The organism is Pseudomonas fungipugnans (assembly GCF_029955235.1).
Lineage (GTDB): Bacteria > Pseudomonadota > Gammaproteobacteria > Pseudomonadales > Pseudomonadaceae > Aquipseudomonas > Aquipseudomonas fungipugnans.
The window spans coordinates 1844642-1867431 of sequence record NZ_JARBWL010000001.1 but is presented as its reverse complement, the minus strand read 5'-3'; the positions used below and the strand labels follow the sequence as shown (position 1 = coordinate 1867431).

26 protein-coding genes and 1 pseudogene are annotated in these 22790 nt (G+C 59.9%); 16 read left to right on the top strand and 11 right to left on the bottom strand.

The features are described 5' to 3' along the window. The first annotated feature begins 148 nt into the window (after positions 1 to 148). From POF45_RS07350 to POF45_RS07340, 3 genes are all read left to right on the top strand, one after another. The gene (locus POF45_RS07350) at positions 149 to 427 is read left to right on the top strand and encodes a hypothetical protein (protein ID WP_259495493.1); all 279 of its coding nucleotides are present in this window, start codon (positions 149 to 151) and stop codon (positions 425 to 427) included. Positions 428 to 513: 86 nt separating this feature from the next. Further along, a complete protein-coding gene (locus tag POF45_RS07345; protein WP_282315438.1) occupies positions 514 to 1281 on the top strand; it encodes a CHAD domain-containing protein in 768 nt (255 codons plus the stop codon). Positions 1282 to 1459: 178 nt separating this feature from the next. After that, positions 1460 to 2254, top strand: coding sequence for an acyl-CoA thioesterase (locus POF45_RS07340; RefSeq protein ID WP_259495490.1), 795 nt, complete (start codon positions 1460 to 1462; stop codon positions 2252 to 2254). Between the two features lie 13 nt (positions 2255 to 2267). Here POF45_RS07340 and POF45_RS07335 read toward each other — a convergent pair. The 3 genes and pseudogenes from POF45_RS07335 to POF45_RS07325 all read right to left on the bottom strand — a co-directional run. Next, a pseudogene (locus POF45_RS07335) lies at positions 2268 to 2498 on the bottom strand (terminase); the annotation flags it as partial. A gap of 204 nt (positions 2499 to 2702) precedes the next feature. Further along, on the bottom strand, positions 2703 to 4184 hold the full coding sequence (locus POF45_RS07330; protein ID WP_282315437.1) for a methyl-accepting chemotaxis protein: 1482 nt from the start codon (positions 4182 to 4184) through the stop codon (positions 2703 to 2705). Positions 4185 to 4294: 110 nt separating this feature from the next. Further along, a complete protein-coding gene (locus POF45_RS07325) occupies positions 4295 to 5104 on the bottom strand; it encodes a TatD family hydrolase (RefSeq protein WP_282315436.1) in 810 nt (269 codons plus the stop codon). Between the two features lie 213 nt (positions 5105 to 5317). Between POF45_RS07325 and POF45_RS07320 the strand changes: the two genes are divergently transcribed. The 3 genes from POF45_RS07320 (at position 5318) to POF45_RS07310 (ending at position 7833) form a co-directional block, all read left to right on the top strand. Then, the gene (locus POF45_RS07320; RefSeq protein ID WP_259495487.1) at positions 5318 to 6739 is read left to right on the top strand and encodes an MltF family protein; all 1422 of its coding nucleotides are present in this window, start codon (positions 5318 to 5320) and stop codon (positions 6737 to 6739) included. A gap of 103 nt (positions 6740 to 6842) precedes the next feature. Continuing rightward, a complete protein-coding gene (locus POF45_RS07315; protein ID WP_259495485.1) occupies positions 6843 to 7277 on the top strand; it encodes a DoxX family protein in 435 nt (144 codons plus the stop codon). A 247-nt stretch (positions 7278 to 7524) separates the two neighbouring features. Continuing rightward, entirely contained in the window at positions 7525 to 7833 is a 309-nt protein-coding gene (locus POF45_RS07310) for a class I SAM-dependent methyltransferase (RefSeq protein WP_259495484.1), read from the top strand. Between the two features lie 3 nt (positions 7834 to 7836). Here the strand turns inward: POF45_RS07310 and greB are convergent, their stop codons facing one another. From greB to POF45_RS07295, 3 genes are read right to left on the bottom strand one after another with little or no spacing between them, the layout of a single operon-like run. Beyond that, positions 7837 to 8334, bottom strand: a complete 498-nt coding sequence (gene greB / locus POF45_RS07305) for a transcription elongation factor GreB (protein WP_282315435.1) — start codon at positions 8332 to 8334, stop codon at positions 7837 to 7839. Between the two features lie 36 nt (positions 8335 to 8370). Then, complete coding sequence (locus POF45_RS07300) at positions 8371 to 10875, bottom strand: ABC transporter permease (RefSeq protein ID WP_282315434.1); 2505 nt, start codon at positions 10873 to 10875, stop codon at positions 8371 to 8373. Further along, positions 10875 to 11558 carry an ABC transporter ATP-binding protein gene (locus POF45_RS07295; RefSeq protein WP_259495479.1) on the bottom strand — a complete coding sequence of 228 codons (684 nt, stop codon included), beginning with the start codon at positions 11556 to 11558 and terminating at the stop codon, positions 10875 to 10877. The genes POF45_RS07300 and POF45_RS07295 overlap by 1 nt, the downstream gene beginning before the upstream one ends. Positions 11559 to 11568: 10 nt before the next feature. Between POF45_RS07295 and POF45_RS07290 the strand changes: the two genes are divergently transcribed. The 3 genes from POF45_RS07290 to POF45_RS07280 all read left to right on the top strand — a co-directional run bounded on the left by POF45_RS07290 (position 11569) and on the right by POF45_RS07280 (position 13630). After that, positions 11569 to 12174 carry an arylesterase gene (locus POF45_RS07290; RefSeq protein ID WP_259495478.1) on the top strand — a complete coding sequence of 202 codons (606 nt, stop codon included), beginning with the start codon at positions 11569 to 11571 and terminating at the stop codon, positions 12172 to 12174. A gap of 58 nt (positions 12175 to 12232) precedes the next feature. Beyond that, positions 12233 to 12526, top strand: a complete 294-nt coding sequence (locus POF45_RS07285) for a hypothetical protein (RefSeq protein WP_259495477.1) — start codon at positions 12233 to 12235, stop codon at positions 12524 to 12526. Positions 12527 to 12661: 135 nt separating this feature from the next. Beyond that, positions 12662 to 13630, top strand: a complete 969-nt coding sequence (locus POF45_RS07280; protein ID WP_259495475.1) for a L,D-transpeptidase family protein — start codon at positions 12662 to 12664, stop codon at positions 13628 to 13630. A gap of 123 nt (positions 13631 to 13753) precedes the next feature. Here the strand turns inward: POF45_RS07280 and oprI are convergent, their stop codons facing one another. Next, entirely contained in the window at positions 13754 to 14005 is a 252-nt protein-coding gene (gene oprI, locus POF45_RS07275; protein ID WP_003199355.1) for an outer membrane lipoprotei OprI, read from the bottom strand. A gap of 637 nt (positions 14006 to 14642) precedes the next feature. Here oprI and POF45_RS07270 point away from each other — a divergent pair. Beyond that, complete coding sequence (locus POF45_RS07270) at positions 14643 to 14930, top strand: GNAT family N-acetyltransferase (protein ID WP_259495469.1); 288 nt, start codon at positions 14643 to 14645, stop codon at positions 14928 to 14930. Positions 14931 to 14990: 60 nt separating this feature from the next. Here the strand turns inward: POF45_RS07270 and POF45_RS07265 are convergent, their stop codons facing one another. Then, a complete protein-coding gene (locus tag POF45_RS07265) occupies positions 14991 to 16067 on the bottom strand; it encodes a 3-deoxy-7-phosphoheptulonate synthase (RefSeq protein WP_259495467.1) in 1077 nt (358 codons plus the stop codon). A gap of 128 nt (positions 16068 to 16195) precedes the next feature. Next, the gene (locus POF45_RS07260; protein WP_259495465.1) at positions 16196 to 16639 is read right to left on the bottom strand and encodes a PilZ domain-containing protein; all 444 of its coding nucleotides are present in this window, start codon (positions 16637 to 16639) and stop codon (positions 16196 to 16198) included. Between POF45_RS07260 and POF45_RS07255 the strand changes: the two genes are divergently transcribed. The 5 genes from POF45_RS07255 (at position 16638) to cysB (ending at position 20596) form a co-directional block, all read left to right on the top strand. Further along, positions 16638 to 17024, top strand: coding sequence for a thioredoxin family protein (locus POF45_RS07255; RefSeq protein WP_259495464.1), 387 nt, complete (start codon positions 16638 to 16640; stop codon positions 17022 to 17024). The two genes, POF45_RS07260 and POF45_RS07255, sit on opposite strands and share 2 nt — an antisense overlap. Further along, the gene (locus POF45_RS07250) at positions 17021 to 17977 is read left to right on the top strand and encodes a putative 2-dehydropantoate 2-reductase (RefSeq protein ID WP_282315432.1); all 957 of its coding nucleotides are present in this window, start codon (positions 17021 to 17023) and stop codon (positions 17975 to 17977) included. The genes POF45_RS07255 and POF45_RS07250 overlap by 4 nt, the downstream gene beginning before the upstream one ends. A gap of 25 nt (positions 17978 to 18002) precedes the next feature. Then, the gene (locus tag POF45_RS07245; RefSeq protein WP_259495460.1) at positions 18003 to 18908 is read left to right on the top strand and encodes a 5'-nucleotidase; all 906 of its coding nucleotides are present in this window, start codon (positions 18003 to 18005) and stop codon (positions 18906 to 18908) included. Positions 18909 to 19003: 95 nt separating this feature from the next. Beyond that, positions 19004 to 19507: a universal stress protein gene (locus POF45_RS07240; RefSeq protein ID WP_259495459.1), complete on the top strand. Its 504-nt coding sequence runs from the start codon at positions 19004 to 19006 to the stop codon at positions 19505 to 19507. A 114-nt stretch (positions 19508 to 19621) separates the two neighbouring features. Continuing rightward, the gene (gene cysB, locus POF45_RS07235; RefSeq protein WP_259495458.1) at positions 19622 to 20596 is read left to right on the top strand and encodes an HTH-type transcriptional regulator CysB; all 975 of its coding nucleotides are present in this window, start codon (positions 19622 to 19624) and stop codon (positions 20594 to 20596) included. Between the two features lie 4 nt (positions 20597 to 20600). On the opposite strand, the gene POF45_RS07230 is transcribed toward cysB, so the two are convergent. Both POF45_RS07230 and POF45_RS07225 read right to left on the bottom strand, forming a co-directional pair. Further along, positions 20601 to 21083, bottom strand: a complete 483-nt coding sequence (locus tag POF45_RS07230; RefSeq protein WP_259495457.1) for a GreA/GreB family elongation factor — start codon at positions 21081 to 21083, stop codon at positions 20601 to 20603. Positions 21084 to 21085: 2 nt separating this feature from the next. Then, positions 21086 to 21493 (bottom strand): hypothetical protein, encoded by a 408-nt coding sequence (locus POF45_RS07225; protein WP_282315428.1) that lies wholly within the window; start codon positions 21491 to 21493, stop codon positions 21086 to 21088. Positions 21494 to 21617: 124 nt separating this feature from the next. Between POF45_RS07225 and earP the strand changes: the two genes are divergently transcribed. Then, positions 21618 to 22760 (top strand): elongation factor P maturation arginine rhamnosyltransferase EarP, encoded by a 1143-nt coding sequence (earP, locus tag POF45_RS07220; protein ID WP_282315427.1) that lies wholly within the window; start codon positions 21618 to 21620, stop codon positions 22758 to 22760. The last annotated feature ends 30 nt before the right edge of the window (positions 22761 to 22790 follow it).

The window sequence follows — 22790 nt, the reverse complement described above, 5'->3', positions numbered from 1 at the left end:
GCACGGCGATGACGTCGTTTTTTGATACACGATGTTGTCCGATGGGTATTCTGGCGAGCGCTATAGTTTCGACTATGGGAGCAAGGCACTTTTTGCCCGCGACACCGTCTTACCTGCACGGTTGTTTATCTAATTTGAGGTGTTATTCATGAAAGCCTGGATCTGTGTGCCTTTGATCGCGCTGGCATTGGCCGGCTGTGCCGGTAAAACCGCTTACCGCGACAGCTGTGCAAGCAACCTCGACAGCGCATGGCACGAGCTGGACCTGGCCAAGGCCGAAGGTTTTGCCGGCACAGTCAGTTACTCCAAGGCCCTGTCGTTGCTGACCGGCGCCAAGACCCAGCAGCAGTTCGAAGGTTATGAGGGCTGCACCAGCAAGGCCGAAAAGGCGCGTTTTTATATTCGCGAGTCCCGCGCTGGTCGTTAAGCAATGACCTGGCTCAATGGTCATGCGCCTGACGGCAGCTACTGTTGTCAGACACGACAAGGGGAACTCGCATCAGGGAGCAGGTGATGTCAGCGTTGGTTGATCGGTTGGTGGCGCATGTTCTGGGGCTGGAGGTGCGTCTTATGGCGTGCCAGGCACGTTTGAGTGCCCATACCGATCCTGAAGCGTTGCACGAGTTGCGCACCACGGTTCGCCGTTTGCGCAGCCTGCTGCGGCCCCTGCGCGGGTTGCCGGGTGTGGAGCAACTGGAAACCGCGGCGTCCGGCGTGGGGCAACTGACTACGCCGTTACGCGATCGTGAAGTGCTGGCGGCGTATTTGCTCGAGCACCATCAACCCGAAGCCGCACAGCGGCGCATGGCGCAGATGCATGCGGCTTATCCCGCGGTCGCCGAGAGCCCCGAGTTGGCGCAACTACTGATGATCCTCGACGCCTTCCCGCGTTTCCTGCGAGCCTCCCAGCGTCAGGGCTTGCTCAAGGGCTTGCGCCAGCGCATCGAAAAGCGCCTGGCCAAGCAGTGGAAGAAACTGGATCAGGCGCTGCACGACCCTGCCCATGATCGCCATCGCTTGCGCCTGCTGATCAAGCGTGTGCGTTATGGCATTGAAGCCTATCCCGACCTTGATCGTCTGCCGGACGCGGCCATGCCACGGCTCAAAGCGGCGCAAAGTGCTTTGGGCGACTGGCATGATTGCTGGCAGTGGCTGGTCCGGGCTGAGCACGAGGCGGATTTGCTGCCCTGCGTATCGGCATGGAAAACCACCATGGCCAAGGCCGAAAGCCGCGCCGACCGCGTTCTCGACACACTCAGTGCGTCCTGCTTCAAATCCTGAAAACAATGCAAAACCCTGTGGGAGCGAGCAAGCTCCCACAGGGTTTTGTGCTGATATTTGAATGAAAGTTTGGGCCAGGACGGCCTATCTGTCAGTTTATTTGTCCGGAATAAGCGCTGTACCGCGCGCGCCAGCTGGTTAAGATCCCGTCATCCTTTTTCCGCCTTATGAGGTTGCCATGGACTTTTCCGATCTGCTCGACGCTGTTCGCCGTCAGCCTCAGTCGTTGTCGATTCCGGCCGAGTGGGGCCAGGGGCGTGCCAGTTTCGGTGGCCTGGTGGCGGCGTTGCAGTACGAAGCCATGCGCGCCAAGGTGCCGATGGATCGCCCGGTGCGATCGCTGGCAATCACCTTTGTCGGCCCGGTCGAGCCGGATGTGCCGGTCAGTTTTGAAGTGGATGTATTACGCGAAGGCAAAGCTGTCAGCCAGGTGCTGGGCCGTGCCATGCAGAAAGGACAAGTGGTGACGCTGATCCAGGGCAGCTTCGGCGCCTCGCGACCGTCCGAAGTCGCCGTGACTGCTCAGCCGGCGCCGCAGATGAAACACTGGGACGATTGCCAGGAACTGCCTTACCTCAAAGGCATAACACCAGAATTCATGAAGCACCTGGCGATGCGCTGGAGCGTCGGCGGTTTGCCGTTCACCGGCAACAAGTCCCGGGAAATGGGGGGCTGGGTACGGTTGCGCGGGGAGAAGAATGAGGCCGTCACCGAGGCGTACATTCTGGCACTGGTAGATGCCTGGCCACCGGCCCTGTTACCGCACCTGAACAAGCCGGCGATGGGCAGTACGCTGACCTGGACCATCGAATTCGTCCAGCCGTTGCTCGATCTGAGCACGCTGGACTGGTGCAAGTACCTGGTGGAAATCGACCATGCCGCCGACGGCTACGGACACGCCGCTGCCAAACTGTGGAGCGCCGACGGCCGGCTCATTGCCATGAGCCGGCAGACCGTGACGATCTTCGCCTGATCAGCGTCCCTCACGCCTCGAACTTGTGACCGTGACGTTGCAGGCCGAGGGCGGCGAGCAGGCCGACAACACCGACTGCCACGCTTGGCAGGTTCAGGCTGAAGACCCCGGAGACCACCAGCAGGAAGCCGATAATGAACAGCGGCACCGCAATCAGCTGCAACACGAAATGGGTCGGGTGCTGATGATTCTGCGGGTTCACTCGCCATTGCCAGGCGGGAAGGTGCGGATGACGTTTGCCCATGTTGAATACTCCTCATTCGGTGTTGAACACATGATTGAAGAATAGGCGTGGGCAGGGTGGGCGGCGAATCAAGGTTGGCTATCGGGGTGATAGTGGATCATGTTCGCTATTGATGTTGGCCGGTCTGGCGCTTTCGCGAGCAGGCTCGCACCCACACTGGAATGCGATTTATCTGTGGGAGCGAGCCTGCTCGCGAAGGGGCCGTCAAAGCTTGAGCTGCCCTATGGCCTTGCTCAACTCCCCGGCCAAGGTCGCCAACTCATTGCTGGTCGTGGCCGAATCCACCGTCTGCTGCACGGTGTTCTCGGTCACATCACGAATGCTCACCACTGCTCGATTCATTTCTTCCGCCACCTGACTCTGCTGCTCGGCGGCAACCGCGATCTGGGTGTTGCTCTCACGCATCTGCGCCACCGCACGGGTGATTTCCGCCAACGCCGCGCCAGCTTCTTGTGCCTGTTGCACGCAGTCGTCGGCTTTGAACGAGCTTTCCTGCATGAAGTCCACCGCATCGCGGGTGCCCGCCTGTAGCGCGGAGACCATGAGGGTGATTTCGTCGGTCGAGGCTTGCACGCGCTTGGCCAGGTTGCGTACTTCGTCGGCCACCACGGCAAAACCACGGCCCATTTCACCGGCCCGGGCGGCTTCGATGGCCGCGTTCAGCGCCAGCAGGTTGGTCTGTTCGGCGATGCTGTGAATCACGCTGACCACGCCGTTGATCTTCTGGCTGTCTTCGGCCAGGCGCTGGATCATCTCGGCGGTCTGCTGCACGCCGCTGGACAGCCCGGCGATCGACTTCTGCACGCGGCTGACCACTTCCTGGCCACTGCCTGCCAACGTGTCGGCGCTTTTCGAGAGATCGCGGGTGGCGCCGGCGTGCTGGGCGATGTGATAGACGGTGGCGGTCATTTCGTTGATCGCGGTGGCGGCCTGATCGGTTTCGCTTTGCTGACCAAGCATGCCATGGCGCACTTCATTCATGCTTGAAGCCAGCCGCGCTGCGCCGACGTCCAGCTGTCGTGCGGTACTGGCAACGGTGTTGACCACTCGCTGATAGCCTGCCTGCATCGCGTTGAAGGCGTTGGCCATTTGCCCGACTTCATCTTTGCCAGCCAGCGGCACACGGGCTGAAAGATCACCGGTTTTCTCGACGTGGAGCATGACGTCTTTGAGGGTATTGAGCTGGCTGAGCAAAAAGCGGATCAACAACTGAGACGCGCCCAGCATCGCCAGCATCAGGATAAACACCGCCGCCGCGTAGTTGACGAAGCGTTCACCGAACACCTGACTCAGGCTCGGGCCATAAGCGATCACCGCGACTTGTTGGCCATCGGCACGGGCGAAGACGTCGGCGCCCATCAACGGGTTGTCGCCGAACAGTGGCATTGAGTTGATCTCGACCCAGCCGTGGGTGTCGGTCAGTTCCAACAAGGGCTGCTCATTCAACAGCGGCGCTTGCCCGCGATTGAATGTCAGCAGGTTGTCGGCCTTGGGCAGCGGTTGACCGGCAGGCCAGGCGCCGAGCAAGCGTGCCTGAGCCTGGGCCGAAGCCTGGGAGGCCTGGCTGCGGGCCTGCTGCTCGAGTTGCACGGCGTACAGCACTAGCAGCAGGGTGGTGACAAAGGCGACCGCATTGACCGCCCAGAATTTATATTTCAGCGAGATGTTGCTAAGCCAGGCACCCATGGAGGTCTTCTCTGATAGCGGAAACAGCATTGGCAAGGTGCCAGCATTGTGCCGCTATGCAGGGGGCGGGATCTTGATGCAAATCAACAAGCAGACCATTGCCCCTGTGGTTACTCGGAGATCGAAGGCAGACGGAAGAAAGTCCGCGCACAAGCAGTGGTATGTGCCGCCAGTTCTTCCTCGCTCTCACCACGATGTAACGCCACTTCGCGCAAAACGTCGGTCAGATACGCCGGCTCGTTACGGCCATTCTTCGGCTTGGGTCGCAGGGTGCGCGGCAGCAGGTATGGCGCATCGCTTTCCAGCATCAGGCGCCCGGCCTTGATCTCTTTCACCAGCGGATGCAGATGCGTGCCCCGGCGTTCGTCGCAGATCCATCCGGTGATGCCGATGTGCAGATCCAGATCGAGATAGCTGAACAGCGCCTTCTTTTCCCCGGTAAAGCAATGCACCACGGCTGCCGGTAACTGGTCACGGTAATCGCGCAGGATTTCCAGCAGGCGCTGATTGGCATCGCGCTCATGCAGGAACACCGGCAATTGCAACTCGACTGCCATGGCCAGATGCTCTTCGAGCACCTTTTCCTGTTGCGGGCGCGGGGAGAAATCCCGATTGAAATCCAGCCCGCATTCACCCACGGCGACCATGTTCGGCTCCTTGAGCAAACTGCGCAGGCGCTGGGCGCTGTCGGCGTTCCAGTCGCTGGCCGAATGCGGGTGAATACCGGCGGTGGCGAACAACCGTTCAGCGCTTTCATCCAGTTGTCGGCACAGTTGCAGGGCCTGTTCGCTGCCCTCGACGCTGGTGCCAGTAAGCACCAATTGGCAGACCCCGGCGGCATAGGCACGGTCGAGTACGGCCTGGTGTTTGTCGGCAAAACTGGGGTTGGTGAGGTTGACGCCGATATCGATGAGTTGCATGGTGCTACCTCGGACCAAAGGCCGGAAAGCATATCAGAGCTGTAGATTTATAAGAAAAGCCAAGAACTACAACGAGTTGAAGCTGTCTTTTGATGCCGCGAGACAAGTTGGTACCCGTCTTTCGCACTTTGCCAGCGCTCCAGGCGCTCTGTTTCTGTCGTCCGATTTCGTGAATTGTTCATGAGGTCGGCCAGTATTCTTTCCGGAGAGTGGATGACACGTCCCTCGGTTTTGCTACTGCTGTGTTGTTCGTTGCTGCTGCCGATGCCGGCGGTCGCGCGTCTGGCCGGGCCGCTGCAAGCCGTGCCGTCGAGCAAGGTGCGCGATCTTTCGGAGATTCGTAACAGCCGCGTGCTGCGAGTGCTGGTCAATCAGAGCCGCAACAGCTCCGGCGAAGTCCAGGGCCAGGCCATTGGCGTCGAATATCATCGACTGCGCGCTTTTGAGCAGTATCTCAACGGCCACGCCCGTGACGGTCAGGAAATCACCCTCAAGATCATTCCCAAATCCAAAGACCAACTGCTCGGTGCATTGACCCGCGGTGAAGGGGATCTGGTGGCGCCGGGAGAATTGCTCGATCCACAATCAGGCCATGCCGTCAGTACCAGCGAACCAATTGCCAGTCATGTGCCATTGCTGCTGGTCGGTATCAAGGGCGAACGCCGCTACACCCGTGTCGAACAACTCTCCGGTAAAACCCTGGCATTGCCGACGGGCAGCGCCGCCGGTGATGCGGTCAGTCAGATCAATCAAAAACTTGCGTTGCACAAACTGGCGCCGGTGAAGATCGAATGGGTCGATCCCAGTCTCGCGGTGGAAGACGTGCTGGAGATGGTCCAGGGCGGCATTTTTCACCTGACCATCGTCGAACAACCGATTGCTGAACGCTGGGGCAAGATTCTGCCCAAGCTGCGCTTTGACCGGCAGTTGCTCATTAGCGAGCCCGGCGAGGAATACTGGTTTGTGCGTCGTGATGCTTCAATGTTGCGGGCCAGCATTGATCGCTTCCTGAGCACTTACAAGAAGCCGTCGGATGAAGACGTGGCGTTCCTGCGCATCTATCGGCGTCTGTACCAAGTGCATTATCCCTTGGCAAAGGCTGACCGCCAGCGTCTGGAAAAACTGCGTCCGGTGTTGCAGAAACACGCCGATTCCCAGGGCATGGACTGGCTGAACCTCGCGGCGCTGGCCTTCAAGGAATCCGCCCTGCAACCCGAGGCCCACAACGGCGGCGGACCGACCGGGCTGATGCAAATCACCCCGTCCGCGGCCCAGCGGGTGGGGGTCAACAATATTCAGAATCTCGATGCCAATGTGCAGGCCGGTGCCAAGTACCTGGCCATGATTCGTCGCAAGTTCTTTGCCAGCCCCAAACTCAATGAGCGCGAGCGCATGGCCTTCGTGTTGGCGGCCTACAACATCGGCCCGGAGCGGGTGCAGGCGATGCGCGCCGAAGCTCGCCGCCGGGGCCTGAATCCCAATCAGTGGTTCTTCCAGGTCGAACGCATTGCCATGGAGCAGGTGGGGATGGGGCCGGTCAGCTATGTGAATAGCGTCAACAAGTACTACTTGGCGTTTGATCGCGAGCGGGAATCGTTGGAGCCCTCAAGGCAAAAAGTCGCCACACGTAAATAATCGATTAAACTGATTGTTATGGCGGGTTTTTTGCGCTTTTAACATGAAATATATTGATTAATATGGCGACCAACCCACACACACTCACAATGGATGACCCAGCATGACCACTCTGATCAACAAGGTACTGTTTACCCGCGCTGGCTACGGCCTGACTGTTCTGCGGATCTTTGTCGGCATCATCTTCGCCGCTCACGGTTCACAGAAGCTCTTTGGCCTGTTCGGTGGTTATGGCCTGGCCGGGACCGCGCAGTACATGGAAAGCCTTGGCCTGACACCGGGCTACCTGATGGCTACCCTGTCTGGCGGTACTGAGTTTTTCGCCGGTCTGGCACTGATTATCGGCCTGCTGGTGCGTCCGGCCGCGCTGGGGCTGACTATCCTGTCGCTGGTGGCGATTTTCTCGGTGCACATCCACAACGGCTTGTTCATGGCCAACAACGGTTACGAGTTCGCCCTGGCGCTGCTCGGCGGCAGCATCGCGGTATTGATCGAAGGCGCCGGCAAACTGTCGGCTGACCGCGCCATCGCCGGCTGACCGCTCTGGCTCAACGAAAAGGTCCGCATTGCGCGGGCCTTTTTTGTTTCAGCAGATTATTGACACCGTCCGGTCAGCTTCACTAGAGTGTTGCTATGCGCCGATTTAAACAGCTACTTGCGGGGCGCCAGGTGACTCATACAGTTGCCGACAGAAGCCGGGTCATGGCTTCGAAATACCGCTAAAGCGCTGGTTCGGTGTTGCCTCTCACCTGCCATGCAGAATTTTGAGGCAGAGACACGACACGATGAATGCACTAAACCCTGTTGTACGCCCGGCGCCGATCACGGCGCACCTCACCCAGCGCAATCCAAAAATCCTGCTTGGCGGCAAACATCAGCCGACGCTCCTGCGTTATCTCGACGGCTGGCCGCGTCGTACCGGTGGGCCTGCCGCGTTCCTGATCCAGTTTGTCGAAGACGGCGAGTCACTGGCACGCTTTGCCGATGACAGTTTCGATCTGGCCGTGATTCAGTCGCCCAGCCTTGCGGACGCGCCCGAAGTTATCAAGCAGCTGACCCGCGTGGCCCGCCAAGGGCTGATTACCCGTCGCTGAAACTTATTGATACTCGATCGCCACGATATACACACATTGCTCGCCAGTGGGTGTCTGGACCCGGACTTCGGCATCCAGCGCCTTGCCGATCAGTGCGCGTGCCAGTGGCGAGTCGATGCTGATCAGTCCCAGCTTCAAGTCCAGCTCATCCGGCCCGACGATGCGATAGCGCGACTCCTTGCCGTCTTCATCTTCAATGGTGACCCACGCACCGAAATACACCTTATTCGGGTCGCTGGGCTTTTCGCTGACCACTTTCAGCGCTTCCAGCCGTTTGGTGAGAAAACGCACGCGGCTGTCGATTTCGCGCAGCATCTTCTTGCCATAGGTGTATTCGGCGTTTTCCGAGCGGTCGCCCTGAGCCGCCGCTTCGCTGACCGACTGTGTCACTTGCGGGCGGCGCACATGCCAGAGTTCGTGAAACTCGGCGCGCATCCGCGCTTCACCTTCGGGGGTGATCAGCGCGGTGCCGGCGGTGCGGGGAGGGCGGTAGCGGCTCATGACAGCTTCTTGTCAGGGAAAGATCGCAAGAGTCTATCAACCCTCACGCAAGACTGTCAGGGGACTGGCGTTCAAGGCGCGACGGGTGCCAAACACTCCGGCGCCACCGATCAGCACGGCACCGATCAGCGGCAGCACCAGCAGCCACGGATGCGGATGCCAGACCAGGTCGAAGGCGTAGCGGTAAAGCACCAGGCTGACCAGCTCCGTACCCAGCGCCGCCAGCAACCCGCTGACGGCGCCAAGCAGGCCGAACTCGATGCGCCGGGCCTTGACCAGCAACTGTCGCTCGGCGCCCAGTGCGCGCAGCAACGCGCCCTGGCGAATGCGCTCGTCCAGTGTCGCCTGCAAGCCGGAGAACAGCACGGCCATTCCCGCTGCCAACACGAATAACAGCACGTACTCCACCGCGATGGTCACTTGGCCAAGGATGCTGCGCAACTGCTCCAGCAAGGCTTCGACTTGCAGGATGGTCACCGCCGGGAACGCCCGGGACAGATCGACGATCTGTTGATCGTGGCCCGGTGCCAGATAGAAGCTGGTGAGGTAGGTGGCCGGCAGGTCTTTCAGGGTGCCAGGCTGGAAGATCATGAAGAAGTTCGGCTGGAAGTTGTCCCAGTTGATGTCCCGCAGGCTGGTGACTTTCGCTTCGCGATTGACCCCGCCGACGGTGAATACCAGATCGTCGCCGAGCCTGAGCTTCAGGCTTTCGGCCACCTTGCCTTCGACCGATACACCGGGAATGTCGCCCGCTGGTTGTTGTGTCCACCAGCTGCCGGCGGTGAGTGTGTTGCCCGCTGGCAGGTCGGCGGCCCAGGTCAGGCTCAGGTCGCGCTGAATCGCCCGGTCACCGGCCGAATCCTTGCTGACGATTTCCTGTACGGCTTCGCCGTTAATGCTGATCAGGCGTCCTGGCACCACCGGGTAGAGCGGCGCCGACTGGGCAGAAAGCCCGACCAGGTGATCAGTGAAGGCCTGCTTGTCCGCTGGCAGGATGTTCAGGACAAAATAGTTGGGCGCGTTTTTGGGTAACTGGTTCTGCCAGGTGTCCAGCAGTTCGCCGCGTAGCAACGCCACGAGTGCCATCGACAGCAGGATCAAGCCGAAAGCCAGGGACTGGCCGGCTGCCGCCAAGGGATGGCGCAGTAGTTGGCCAAGGCCAAGCCGCCATGGCAAGGAGGCTCGGGCCAGCATCCGCCGCAGGCTGTTGAGCAGCAACAGCAGCAAGCCACCGAGCACCAGCGCCGCAATCACACCGCCGCCCAGCAGGGCAAAGGTCAGCACCAGATCCAGACTCAGGCGCCACATGATCAGGCCGAGGGCACCGAGCGCCGCGCCATAGACCATCCAGGTGCTGGAGGGGATCGGCAGCATGTCCCGTCGCAATACCCGCAGCGGCGGAACCCGGCCCAGCGCGGCCAGTGGCGGCAAGGCGAAGCCGGCCAGGGCGACGAGGCCGGTGCCGATCCCGGCGATGGCGGGGAACAAACCGCCCGGTGGCACATCGCTGGGTAATAAATCGTGCAGCAAGGCGAACAGCCCCAGCTGTGCCAGCCAGCCGAGCAGGGCGCCACTGAGGCTGGCGAGCAGGCCGAGGACGGTCAGCTGCAGGCTGAACAACACCATGGTTTCCCGGCGAGAAAGCCCCAGGCAGCGCAACAAGGCGCTGGCGTCGAAACGGCGGGTGGCGAAGCGTGTTGCCGACAAGGCGACGGCCACGCCGGACAGCAGCACCGCCACCAGGCTGGCCATATTCAAATAACGTTCGGCCTTGCCCAGCGCGCCGCCGATCTGCCGGTTGCCGTCACGGGCGTCTTGCAGGCGCTGGTTGGCGGCCAGTCCCGGTTTGACCAGCTGCCGATAAGTTTCCAGCGCCTGGGCATTGCCGCGCCACAGCTCGCGGTAACTGACGCGGCTGCCGGGCTGTACCACGGCGGTCGCCTTCAGGTCGGCGAGGTTGATCAGCACGCGTGGTGTCAGGCTGTAGAAGTTGCCGGCGCGATCCGGTTCGTAAGTCAGTACGCGGCTCAGCTTGAGGGTTTTCATGCCGACGTCGATGCTGTCGCCGATCTTCAGGTCCAGCGCCGTCAGCAGTCGCGGCTCGACCCAGGCTTCGCCGGGTTTCGGTCCGCCCCCGGTGATTTCGGGTGCGAAGGGGGCCGGGGCGCTTTTCAGTTCGCCGCGCAACGGGTAGACGTCATCGGCGGCCTTGATGCTCGACAGCTGGATGCCTTTGTCGGTGGCAATGACGCTGGAAAACTCCACCACTTGTGCGTGTTCGAGACCCAGCTCAGTGCCGCTTTTGATCTGTTCGGGGCGTGCCGGTGAACTGCCTTCCAACAGCAGGTCGGCACCGAGGAATTCGGTGGCCCGGAGCATCATCGCGCCGTTGAGGCGGGCGCCGAAGTAGCCGATGGCGGTACTGGCGGCCACAGCCACCAGCAGGGCAAAGAACAACACCCGCAATTCGCCGGCGCGGGCGTCGCGCAGCAATTGGCGAATGGCGAGACTGAACAGGCGCAACAGCGGCAGGCGTGCCATCAAGGCTCCAGAGGGGCGACCAGCAGGCCGGCTTCAAGGCGGATCAGGCGCCGGCAGCGATGTGCCAGGCGTTCGTCGTGGGTCACCAGCACCAGGGTGGTGCCGCGTTCCTTGTTCAACTCGAACAGCAGGTCGCTGATGCGTTCACCGGTGTGGCTGTCGAGGTTGCCGGTGGGTTCGTCGGCAAACAGCACATCCGGCTCGGCGGCAAAGGCCCGGGCGATGGCCACGCGTTGCTGTTCGCCACCGGAGAGTTGGCGCGGCGAGTGGGTCAGGCGCTGGCCCAGGCCGACGCGTTGCAGCAGTTCGGTGGCGCGCTCGCGGGCGTCTTTGCGGCCATCGAGCTCCAGCGGCAGCATGACGTTTTCCAGGGCGTTGAGACTGTCGAGCAACTGGAATGACTGGAAAACAAAACCCACATGCTCGGCGCGAATACGGGCGCGCTGGTCTTCATCGAGCTGGCTCAGGGCCTGCCCGGCGAGGGTGACTTCGCCACTGCTCGGCAGGTCAAGGCCGGCGAGCAGGCCGAGGAGGGTGGATTTGCCGGAACCGGACGCGCCGACGATGGCCAGGCTGTCGCCCTTGTTCAGTTCCAGGCTGAGTTCGTGCAGGATAGTCAGTTCACCTTCCGCGCTGGGGACCACTTTGCTGAGGTTCTTCGCGGTGAGAATGCTTGCGCCCATGGAGAATCCGATGCGTGTATGGTTTTTGAGTGCTGGCCTGGCCCTGATGTGCATGGCCCAGAACGCAGCGGCGGGTACAGTCCTGATCGTTGGCGATAGTATCAGCGCCGGTTTCGGCCTGGATACACGCTTGGGGTGGGTGTCGTTGCTTGAACAACGGCTCAAGCGCGAAGGTTTCGACGATAAAGTCGTCAATGCCTCCATCAGCGGCGACACCAGTGCCGGTGGCCAGGCACGCCTGCCGGCGCTGCTTGCAGAGCATAAACCACAGCTGGTGATCCTGGAGTTGGGCGGCAACGATGGCCTGCGTGGAATGCTGCCAACTCAATTGCAACAAAACCTTGCGGCAATGATCGACAGCTCCCGCGCCAGCGGTGCAAAGGTGCTGCTGCTGGGCATGCAATTGCCCCCCAATTATGGCGCACGCTACACCAAGGCATTTGCCGAGGTTTATGGTCAGTTGGCGGACGAGAAAAAGATCCCGCTGGTGCCGTTTTTTCTCGACGGGATCGGCGGTCATCCGGAGCTGATGCAAGCCGATGGCCTGCACCCGGCGGTGGGGGCTCAGGACAAGTTGCTGGAAAATGTCTGGCCGACGCTAAAACCGCTGCTATGACGCTTTTCTAGTGGCAGGCTTTCGGCTAAGGTGGCGCCCCCCCAATCTGGAGCCCCCGATGTCGCGTTCTGCCTGGTCCCTTTTTGCCTACCAACTGATCGAGCCTGACGAGCAGCTGGATCTGTTCGCCTGCCAGGAAGTACGGGTGCATCTGGTGACGCGTCAACTGGAACTCGGCGGTTCGGCGGATCGGACTTTGTGCGGCAGTCTGCTGCCGGCGCAACCGCGCTGGTCGAGCGTTGATCGCACGGTCTTTCAGGATCAGCGCCTGTGTTCGTTGTGCCGCGCCATTCTTGAATCGCAAAAGCGCGGCACATCGCCGATCTGGCCCGAGTTGCGTTTCGAGCTTTAGGCCTGCCCCATGGCCGACACTGGCATGAAGAATATGTCATGTGTCGCCTGCCATATTCCCGATCTCCCCGAATTTACGGGCGTCGGTGTACAATCGCCTTCTTAACCCCTAGTCGATCTGCGAAGGATTTTCCGGATGTTGCCGCGCTTTCCTGCCGTCACCCGCTGCCTGTCTCTTGCCGCCCTGTGTGTGGCGGGTCCCGTTGCAGCCCTGGAGCTGCCCCTGCCACCGCCTGGTGAAGACATCATCGGCCAGGTCCAGGTGATCAAGGCCAAGTACGAAGACACCTTCGCCGACCTGGGCACTACTTACGACCTGGGTTACTCGGAGATGGTCGCGGCCAACCCGGGCGTCGATGCCTGGCTACCAGGCGCAGGCACTGAAATCATTCTGCCGACGCGTTTCATCCTGCCGCCTGGCCCGCGTGAAGGCATCGTCATCAACCTGGCTGAATACCGCCTCTACTACTACCCGAAAGGCCGGAACGTGGTGTACACCTTCCCGCTGGGTATCGGTCGTGAGGGCTGGGGCTCGCCGATTGCGCACACCACCATCACCGGCAAGATCCCGAACCCGACCTGGACCCCTCCAGCGTCGATCAAGGCCGAGCACGCCGCAGACGGTGATCCTTTGCCTAACGTGGTTCCGGCCGGCCCGGACAACCCGCTGGGGCCGTTCAAGTTCACGTTGGCGACGCCGGGCTACCTGATCCACGGTTCGAACAAGAAATTCGGCATCGGCATGCGCACCAGTCACGGCTGCTTCCGCATGTTCAACAACAATGTGCTGGAAATGGCCAGCATGGTGCCGGTCGGTACCTCGGTGCGGATCATCAACGACCCGTACAAGTTCGGCATGAGTGCCGGCAAGGTCTACCTCGAAGCGCACACCCCGCTCGACGACAGCGGCAACCCGTCGGTGGTGGACAAACACACTGCGGTGATCAACGCCATGCTCAAGCGTGAGGACATCACCAACAACCTGCGCATGAACTGGGATGTGGTGCGTGACGTGGTGGCGGCTGAAGACGGCCTGCCAACCGAAATCGCCGTGCCGAACACTGCTGCCCCGGTGGCCGCGAGTACGCCGATCGATATGCAGTAACGCTCAAGCAAAACCCGCCGACGCTGGCCGCGTCGGCGGGTTTTTTATGGCCTGCACGAAACACCAGGCAATAAAAAAGCCGACCCAAAAATGGGTCGGCTTGATAACAATCCCGAAGGACTATTACTTGCGGCTAGCTTTGTCCAGCATACGCAGAGCGCGCTCGTTAGCTTCGTCAGCAGTCTGTTGTGCTTTTTGAGCAGCAGCCAGAGCTTCATCAGCTTTACGGTAAGCTTCGTCTGCACGAGCCTGGGAGCGAGCAGCTGCGTCTTCAGTAGCGGTCAGACGTGCTTCGGTTTCTTTCGATGCGCTGCTGCAACCGGTAGCCAGAACTGCGGCCAGAGCCAGAGCAGAGAATTTCAGAACGTTGTTCATCGTGTTCCCCTTCAAGGACTTTCTATTTAAGTAGCTGTCTCCTCAGAGTGAGGAAATAGCCGGCGTACATACTACCCATTACTTGTAGTAAGTAAACTGACGTAGCGCAAGAAGCAAAAAAAATTGTAGGCGCTGATTCTTTTTCGAGCAACTTTTAACTGCATTGTCCCGAAAATACCCCGTGGCAAAACCCGAGCCAGACAAGGCGTCTGGACCGCCGTTGCCTGCGTGTATTGTCGTTTTTTTTGCATCGGCTAAAGTCCCTTTACATGGATTCGTCTACACTTTTGTTCTGGTTTTGCGTAGCGTCTCGCATATCTTTATGCATGTTGAGGTGACTTTAACAAAGGGCGCTCGTCTTAAGTCTCAACATCCGGCAATGTTCAGGCGTTAGACAGGGATCTTCGGTCGAGCGGCTACTGCGTCACCCACAGCTGTACCGGCCAACCCGGCATGATGACGAGCGCACCTTGAGCATTTGTGCCAATGGTGCCTACTATTTGATACGTGCCAGGTTGCGCGAGATCGGTGCAGATTTTCTCGGTGTCCATTCAGGCACAGGGTGGCGTAGATGTTCCTTCGCCGGAAAAACATCGGTAAGGTAGGGGTCAGAATTCAAGACCCGCGAGGAGTAGTGATGAGCGAGGCGTTGTCCATCCACCATGACCAGGCTGGTCATCAGTTCGAGACCAGTGTGGACGGTCATCGTGCCTACCTGACCTATATGGACCTGGGAAAACAGACCCTGGATATCTATCGCACCTTCGTGCCCAACGCATTGCGCGGCCGGGGCATTGCGGCGGCATTGACCGAGCAGGCGCTGCAGTACGCCGAAGAGATGGGTTACACGGTGATTCCATCGTGCTCCTACGTGGAGCGCTACATGGAGCGTCACCAGCGGCATGCGGCAAAGCTGAATCAGTAAACGCATCCCATAAAAAACGCCGGGCTTAGCCCGGCGTTTTTGTGTGCGCAGTAAACGTGATCAGCCGCGATCGCGTTTTGGCAGCACGTCCTTGAGCTTGGCATGCATGCTGCGCAAGGTGTTTTCGGTGGCGGACCAGTCGATGCAGGCATCGGTGATCGACACGCCGTATTGCAGGTCGGCGAGGTCTTTGGGGATCGCCTGGCAGCCCCAGTTCAGGTGGCTCTCGACCATCAGGCCGATGATTGACTGGTTGCCTTCGAGGATCTGGTTGGCAACGTTCTCCATCACCAGCGGTTGCAGGGCCGGGTCCTTGTTGGAGTTGGCGTGGCTGCAATCGACCATGATGTTCGGCTTGATCTTCGCCTTGTTCAGCGCCTGCTCGCACAGGGCAACGCTGACCGAGTCGTAGTTCGGCTTGCCGTTGCCACCGCGCAATACCACGTGACCGTAGGCGTTGCCCTTGGTGGTGACGATCGACACGCCACCTTCCTGGTTGATGCCCAGGAAACGGTGCGGGCTGGAAACCGACTGCAGGGCGTTGATGGCAACGGTCAGGCCGCCGTCGGTGCCGTTCTTGAAGCCGACCGCCGAGGACAAACCGGAAGCCATTTCACGGTGAGTCTGGGATTCGGTGGTGCGTGCGCCAATGGCCGACCAGCTGATCAGGTCCTGCAAGTACTGCGGGGAGATCGGGTCGAGGGCTTCAGTGGCGGTCGGCAGGCCCATCTCGGCCAGGTCCAGCAGCAACTTGCGACCAATGTGCAGACCGTCCTGGATCTTGAACGAGTCGTCCAGATACGGATCGTTGATCAAGCCTTTCCAGCCGACGGTGGTGCGTGGTTTTTCGAAATACACACGCATGACCAGATACAGGGTATCGGACACTTCGGCGGCCAGTGCTTTCAGGCGCTCGGCGTATTCGTGAGCAGCCTTGAGGTCATGGATCGAGCACGGCCCGATCACCACGAACAGGCGGTGGTCGGTGCCATCCAGAATATTGCGAATGACTTCGCGACCCTGAGTGACGGTGCGCAAGGCAGCGTCGCTCAGAGGGATATCACGCTTGAGCTGATCGGGGGTGATCAGGGTCTCATTGGAGGCGACGTTTAGGTCGTTGATCGGTAAATCAGCCATCGTTTACTCGTCAGGTCACAGGTGCCGGCCGCCAGCGAACCCGCGCGGCGGAGCACAGCAGATTAAGCGCGTCGGGGAGCCGAACCTTAGCGCGTTAGGCGCCTGCTCGACAATGGGCAGACACGGGTTTAATCCCGCATTGGCTGAGCAAATGCCTTGCGAACCGTGTCGTGAGAGAACTCGTTGGCATGCTGCTGGACCCATTCAAGGGCCATGGCCTGAATATCCTGCAGCTCGTCATGGTCTTCGTGCAGGCGGCAGTAGCGTTCGATCTGACACACTTGCTCACCCATTCGGGCGCTGAACAGCATCTGCTCGTCAACGAAGGCAATGCCCACCAGATAGCCGCGCTTGCGCCGCAGGCACCAGGCCACATAGCCCAGATAACGCAGGTCGGGGTTGAGGGTCGGCATGCGCACTTCCAGTGCCGTGCCGTGGCGCCAGGCGCGGTGGTAATTGCAAGCCATGCCGCCGAGGCTGATAGTGTGCAGCCGTTGCCGTGAAATGCACTCATGTTTGAGCAGCGTCAACTCCACGGGCACATCGTCAGGATGAGGAATGAAACGTCCCATGAACACGGACTCCCTGTGTCGCCCATTTGACATTGTTTCCCCCAGTATAGTGGTCGAATTGCAATTGACCGATTTCGACGCCGACCAACGGCTGCTGGCCATGAACGGCATCAGCCTGGTGATTTTCACCAGTGTGGGCTGCGCCAGCTGCCGTTATGCGCGGCAGACTTTGCCGGCGCTGGAATTGGCGGTGGATCAACTGTGCTGGATCGATGCCGCCAACAATGGCGGTCTGGTGGAACGTTATGAGGTCTTTCATTTGCCGGCGCTGTTTGTAGTGCGCGACGGTGAGTTCTTCGGAGCACTGAAGTCGCGCCTGACCGGCCCCGAGCTGAATGAAGCCGTGGTGCAGGCGCTGACCGGAACAGCAGAGGAGTTGCCATGATGGGAGCAGTTGCCAGGCCGAAAATCGGCATTGTCGGGACCGGCGCAATCGGCGGTTTCTATGGTGTGATGCTGGCGCGTGCCGGCTTTGATGTGCATTTTTTACTGCGCAGTGAGTTTTCAGCGGTGGCTGAGCATGGGCTGCGCGTTGACAGCGCGGTGCATGGCGCCCTGACGCTGAACCCGGTACAGGCCTATTCAGCCGCCGAGGACATGCCGTCTTGCGACTGGTTGCTGGTGGGGGCGAAAACAACCAGCAACGCCGGTCTGGCGCCGGCCATCATTCATGCCGCAGCGCCGGGGGCCAGAGTGCTGGTGCTGCAAAATGGCCTGGATGTCGAAGACAGCTTGCGGGCGTTGCTCCCGGACTCACTGCATCTTCTCGGTGGTCTGTGCCTGATCTGCGTTCATCGCGAAGGTCCGGGCGTAATTACCCATCAGGCCCTCGGTTCCGTGAATGTCGGTTACCACAGCGGCCCTGCTCTTGATGATGCGGCCCGCATGGCGATTGTCGAAGAGGGCGCCAGCCTGTTCCGTACCGCTGGCATCGATTCCCAAGCCATGCCCAATCTGCATCAGGCGCGCTGGCAGAAACTGGTCTGGAATATCCCCTATAACGGTCTGTCGGTGCTGCTTGGGGCGAGCACCACGCCGTTGATGGCGGACGCTGACAGCCGCGCGCTGATTCAGCTATTGATGGCAGAAGTGGTGCAGGGCGCGAAAGCCTGCGGTCACGACATGCCACCGGGCTACGCCGACTACCTGTTCCTGATGACCGAAAAAATGACCGATTATTGGCCGAGCATGTACCACGACTTCCTGCATAAACGACCTCTGGAACTGGAAGCCATTTACGCCCGGCCACTGGCAGCGGCCAAAGCCGCGGGCTGCGAGTTACCGCGAATCGATGCCTTGTATCGCAGTCTGGGTTTCATCGACCGACGCAATACTTGAACCGCTCAACCTGAGGGAGAAAGGCATGGCAAAGACCATCGACGACAAACTGGTGCTGGCGATTTCTTCGCGAGCGCTGTTCGACTTGAGCGAGAGTCACAAGGTTTACCTGTCGAGCGGGGTCGAGGCTTACCGGCAATACCAGATCGAACATGAGGACGAAATCCTCGAACCCGGCGACGCATTCCCGCTGGTGGAAAAACTCCTCAATCTGAATGCCAGCCTGGGCCGCGCCCGGGTCGAGGTGGTCCTGGTGTCGCGCAATAGCGCAGACACCGGACTGCGTGTGTTCAACTCGATTCATCACTACGGCCTGGCGATCTCCCGAGCCGCATTTGTCGGTGGACGCAGTCCTTATCCGTACCTCAAGGCATTTGGTTGCGACCTGTTTCTGTCGACCCATGCCGAAGACGTGCGCAGCGCACTGGAGGCCGGATTTGCGGCGGCGACTATTCTCTCAGGCGGCGCGAGCCGTGCGGCCAGTGATGAGTTGCGCATTGCGTTCGACGGTGACGCGGTGATTTTTTCCGACGAGTCGGAGCGCATCTATCAGTCCGGTGGTCTGGAGGCGTTCCAGGCCAGCGAGCGCGAATCTGCGCGCGAGCCGCTGCGCGGTGGGCCGTTCAAGGGATTCCTTGCGGCGCTGAATCTGTTGCAGCGCGAATTTCCCGATGACGCCTGCCCGATTCGCACCGCGCTGGTGACGGCGCGTTCGGCACCGGCTCACGAGCGGGTGATTCGCACGTTACGCGAGTGGGACATTCGTCTGGATGAATCGCTGTTCCTCGGCGGCCTGACCAAATCGGCGTTTCTGGAGGCGTTTGCCGCCGACGTGTTTTTCGATGATCAGGCCGGTCATTGCGAGCTGGCGCGCGAGGTGGTCGCCACCGGTCACGTGCCCCACGGCATCAGTAACGAGCCGAAGCTTTAAGCCCCGCCATTCAATGCGTTGGGCGGCACGTCGTATTCGCCAAGGCACTGCTAAGCTGAATCAATCTCCGCCATCTTGGCACGCGAGGAGGTCATATGATTCGTTCGATGCTGTATGCCACTGACCTCGGCCTGTATGCACCTTTGGTGATGCAGCACGCACTGGCACTGGCACGAACGTTCAATGCCGACTTGTATGTGGTGCACGCGGTGGAACCGATGGGGCTGTTCGCCGAATCGGTGCTGCAGAGTTACCTCGATGAGCAGGCATTGAACGAGTTCCACAGCCAGGGTCTGAGTACGGTGATTGCCAGCATCGAGCAACGGGTGCTCGACAGCTTTCGTGAAGAATTGGGCGAGGAGGGCGTTCAGGATCTGGAGCGGATTCAGGCGGTGCGGGTGCTGCAGGGGGACCCCTCGCAGGTGATTCTTGACCAGGCACAGAAACTCTCTGTGGATTTGCTGATCGTAGGTAGTCACAGCCATGGCGCTGGCGCGGATATGCCGCTGGGCAGAACCGCCGCACGGGTGTTGCAGTTGGCTCAGGTGCCGGTCTATCTGGTACCGCTGGTGCAACGTCGGCGCCAAGGGGATCTTTAAGCGCACGAATAATGGCGTTTTGATAAAAAAGTTCTAGATTTATTCTTCAAACCATTAATATAGTTATATACCGTCGCTGATGCCCGTGGCGTCTACCTGCTTTGAGGGATACATATGAAGCTTCAACAATTGCGCTACATCTGGGAAGTGGCGCACCACGACCTCAACGTCTCCGCTACAGCCCAAAGTCTTTACACCTCTCAGCCAGGCATCAGCAAACAGATCCGTTTGCTGGAAGATGAATTGGGGGTCGAGGTTTTCGCCCGCAGCGGCAAGCACCTCACCCGTGTCACCCCGGCCGGCGAACGCATCATCACCACCGCCGGCGAGATTTTACGCAAGGTAGAAAGCATCAAGCAGATCGCCCAGGAGTTCTCCAACGAGAAGAAAGGCACCCTGTCGATCGCCACCACCCACACCCAGGCGCGTTATGCGTTGCCGCCGGTGATCAGCACATTCATCAAGCAATACCCGGACGTGGCCCTGCACATGCACCAGGGTTCGCCGATGCAGATCGCCGAAATGGCCGCAGATGGCACCGTGGACTTCGCCATTGCTACCGAAGCCCTGGAGCTGTTCGGTGATCTGGTGATGATGCCGTGCTACCGCTGGAACCGTTGCGTGGTCGTGCCTCAGGGCCATCCGCTGACCAAGCTGCCGAAGTTGACCCTCGAAGCGCTGGCCGAATACCCGATCGTGACCTATGTGTTCGGTTTTACCGGTCGTTCAAAACTCGACGAAGCCTTCAGCCATCGTGGCCTGACACCCAAAGTGGTGTTCACCGCCGCCGATGCCGACGTGATCAAGACTTACGTGCGCCTGGGCCTGGGCGTGGGGATCGTGGCGAAGATGGCGGTCGATACCAAGCTCGACAGCGACCTGGTGGTGCTTGATGCCAGCGAGTTGTTCGAGTCCAGCATCACCAAGATCGGTTTCCGTCGCGGCACTTTCCTGCGTGGTTTCATGTGCGACTTCATCGAGAAATTCGCACCGCACCTGACTCGCGAAGTCATGGCCAAGGCCATCGCCTGCCACAACAAACAGGAACTGGAAGAGCTGTTCGACGGCGTCGAACTGCCGGTTCACTGATCGGCTAGACCACCTCGGTAACAGCAAACTGTTGCCGAGCACCCGCCACCAGAATCTCCACCTCGTCCCCTTCGAACTTGCCCAGCAGGCTTTTGCCCAGCGGCGAGCGAGGGGTGATGACGGTCACCCATTGCCCCACCACATCGATCTTCAAACCTGCCGCATCGGGGGCCAGGAACAGCCACTGTTCACGCCCCTTTTCGTCTTCCAGGCCGAGCAGGGTACCCACTTCGATTCCCCGTTGATCATCATAAGGGCGCAACGTCAGGTTCTGGCACAAGGTCAGTGACAGGCGAATTTCTTCCACTCGTTTCGCCTGCCCGGCTGCCAGATAAGAGGCTTCCAGGCCAAGAGTGTCGTACTTGTTTTCGGCGATGTTTTCTTCGTGGGTCGCGGTTTCGTAGGCGGTTTGCGCGGCGCGCTCGGCAATGTCGAGGTCGATGCGCAGTTTGTCGAGAATCAGTTGATGGACGATGTGCTTATTCATGGTCAGTCGCAAAATTGCAAAACATTGGCGCGGGTTTTTTCGCTGGGTGCGGTCTGGTCCTGTTGCAGCCAGAACTGGCACTTGGGGTTCGACAGGTTGCGATTGTTGCTGCGGGCCTGATCAAGCGCCTGTTGCTGCTCGTTCTTGCGCAAGTTTTCTTTGTATTGTTCGAACAGCGGGCTTTGCGGCGGAATATCCGGCGCTGGTTGCACCACCGGCGGTTTGGCCAGTCGCTGCACCGCTTGCGCCACCGGGGCCAATTGCTCCGGGAACACAAAACGCGACGCCAGCCAGCAAGTCAGCACAATGGCAAGAAATCCCAGCCACAGGCCCAGGGCAATGCTGACGGTCAGTTGCAGGGTGCTGAAGCGAATCGGCAGCGGACGGCGCGTATTTGAACGATAGGGCATGGCTGCCTCCTGGCGGGTGGTCGCGGGCGAGTGGCGATTGTCGCACGAAGATTAATCGTCGTCGGCTCTTCTGTACGGGGTAATTTATGCGGACAATCGGCACCTTTGCCAACGGGAGCCTGCAATGCCTGAACTGAAAACCCGCTGGGATATTTTCTGCACCGTGGTCGATAACTTCGGCGACATCGGCGTGACCTGGCGCCTGGCCCGGCAACTGGTGGCCGAACACTCAGTTGATGTGCGCCTGTGGGTCGATGACCTGCGCGCTTTCGAGCGACTGTGCCCCCAGATCGATATCAACCTTTCGCAGCAATGGCAGGAAGGCGTCGAGGTGTGTCACTGGCCGAGCGAATGGCCAGTCACGTCGGCCGCCGATGTGGTGATTGGCGCATTCGCCTGCCAGTTGCCCCACGACTATATGGATGCCATGGCCGCACGCGAACAACCGCCGTTGTGGTTGAACCTCGATTACCTGAGTGCCGAAGACTGGGTGATTGGCTGCCATGGTTTGCCGTCGGTCAAATACCAGAACGTACAGAAGTATTTTTTCTTTCCCGGTTTCCAGAAAGACACGGGTGGTTTGCTGCGGGAGCGGGGATTGCTGGAGCGACGTCAGCAGTTTCAGCTAAGTTCGGCGGCTCAGCAGCAATTCCTGCAAGGGCTGGGCATTGAACGTGCGTGCGACGCGCAATTGATCTCGTTGTTTGCCTATGAAAATACCGGCCTTGCGAGCTGGCTCGACACGTTGGCCGCCGACTCGACGCCGACCCATCTGCTGGTGCCGGAAGGGCGGGTTCTCGGCGATGTCGAGCGTTGGCTGAGTGTTGGCGAATTAGCCGTGGGGGCGCTGCATGTGCGCCAGGCGTTGACCGTTCAGGTGCTGCCATTCGTCCGCCAGGATCAATACGACTACTTGCTGTGGTGCTGTGATTTCAACGCGGTGCGGGGTGAAGACTCTTTCGTCCGTGCACAATGGGCCGCTCGGCCGCTGCTTTGGCACATCTACCAGCAGGACGACGACATTCACCTGGACAAGCTCGAAGCGTTCCTGACGCTCTACACAAAAGGCCTTTCAACGCCTGCTGCCGAGGCGATCAGCGGTCTTTGGCGGTCTTGGAATGCCGGTGCCGACATGGCCGAACACTGGCTGGCCACCCGTAAACACGAGGCAGAACTACAAAATCATGCTCAGGCGTGGTGTCTGGAACAAGCCTTGCAGGCCGATCTTGCCACGGCGCTGGTACAGTTTTATGTAAATTGGATATGATACGCGGCCTAGATTTTTGTAAATCCCATC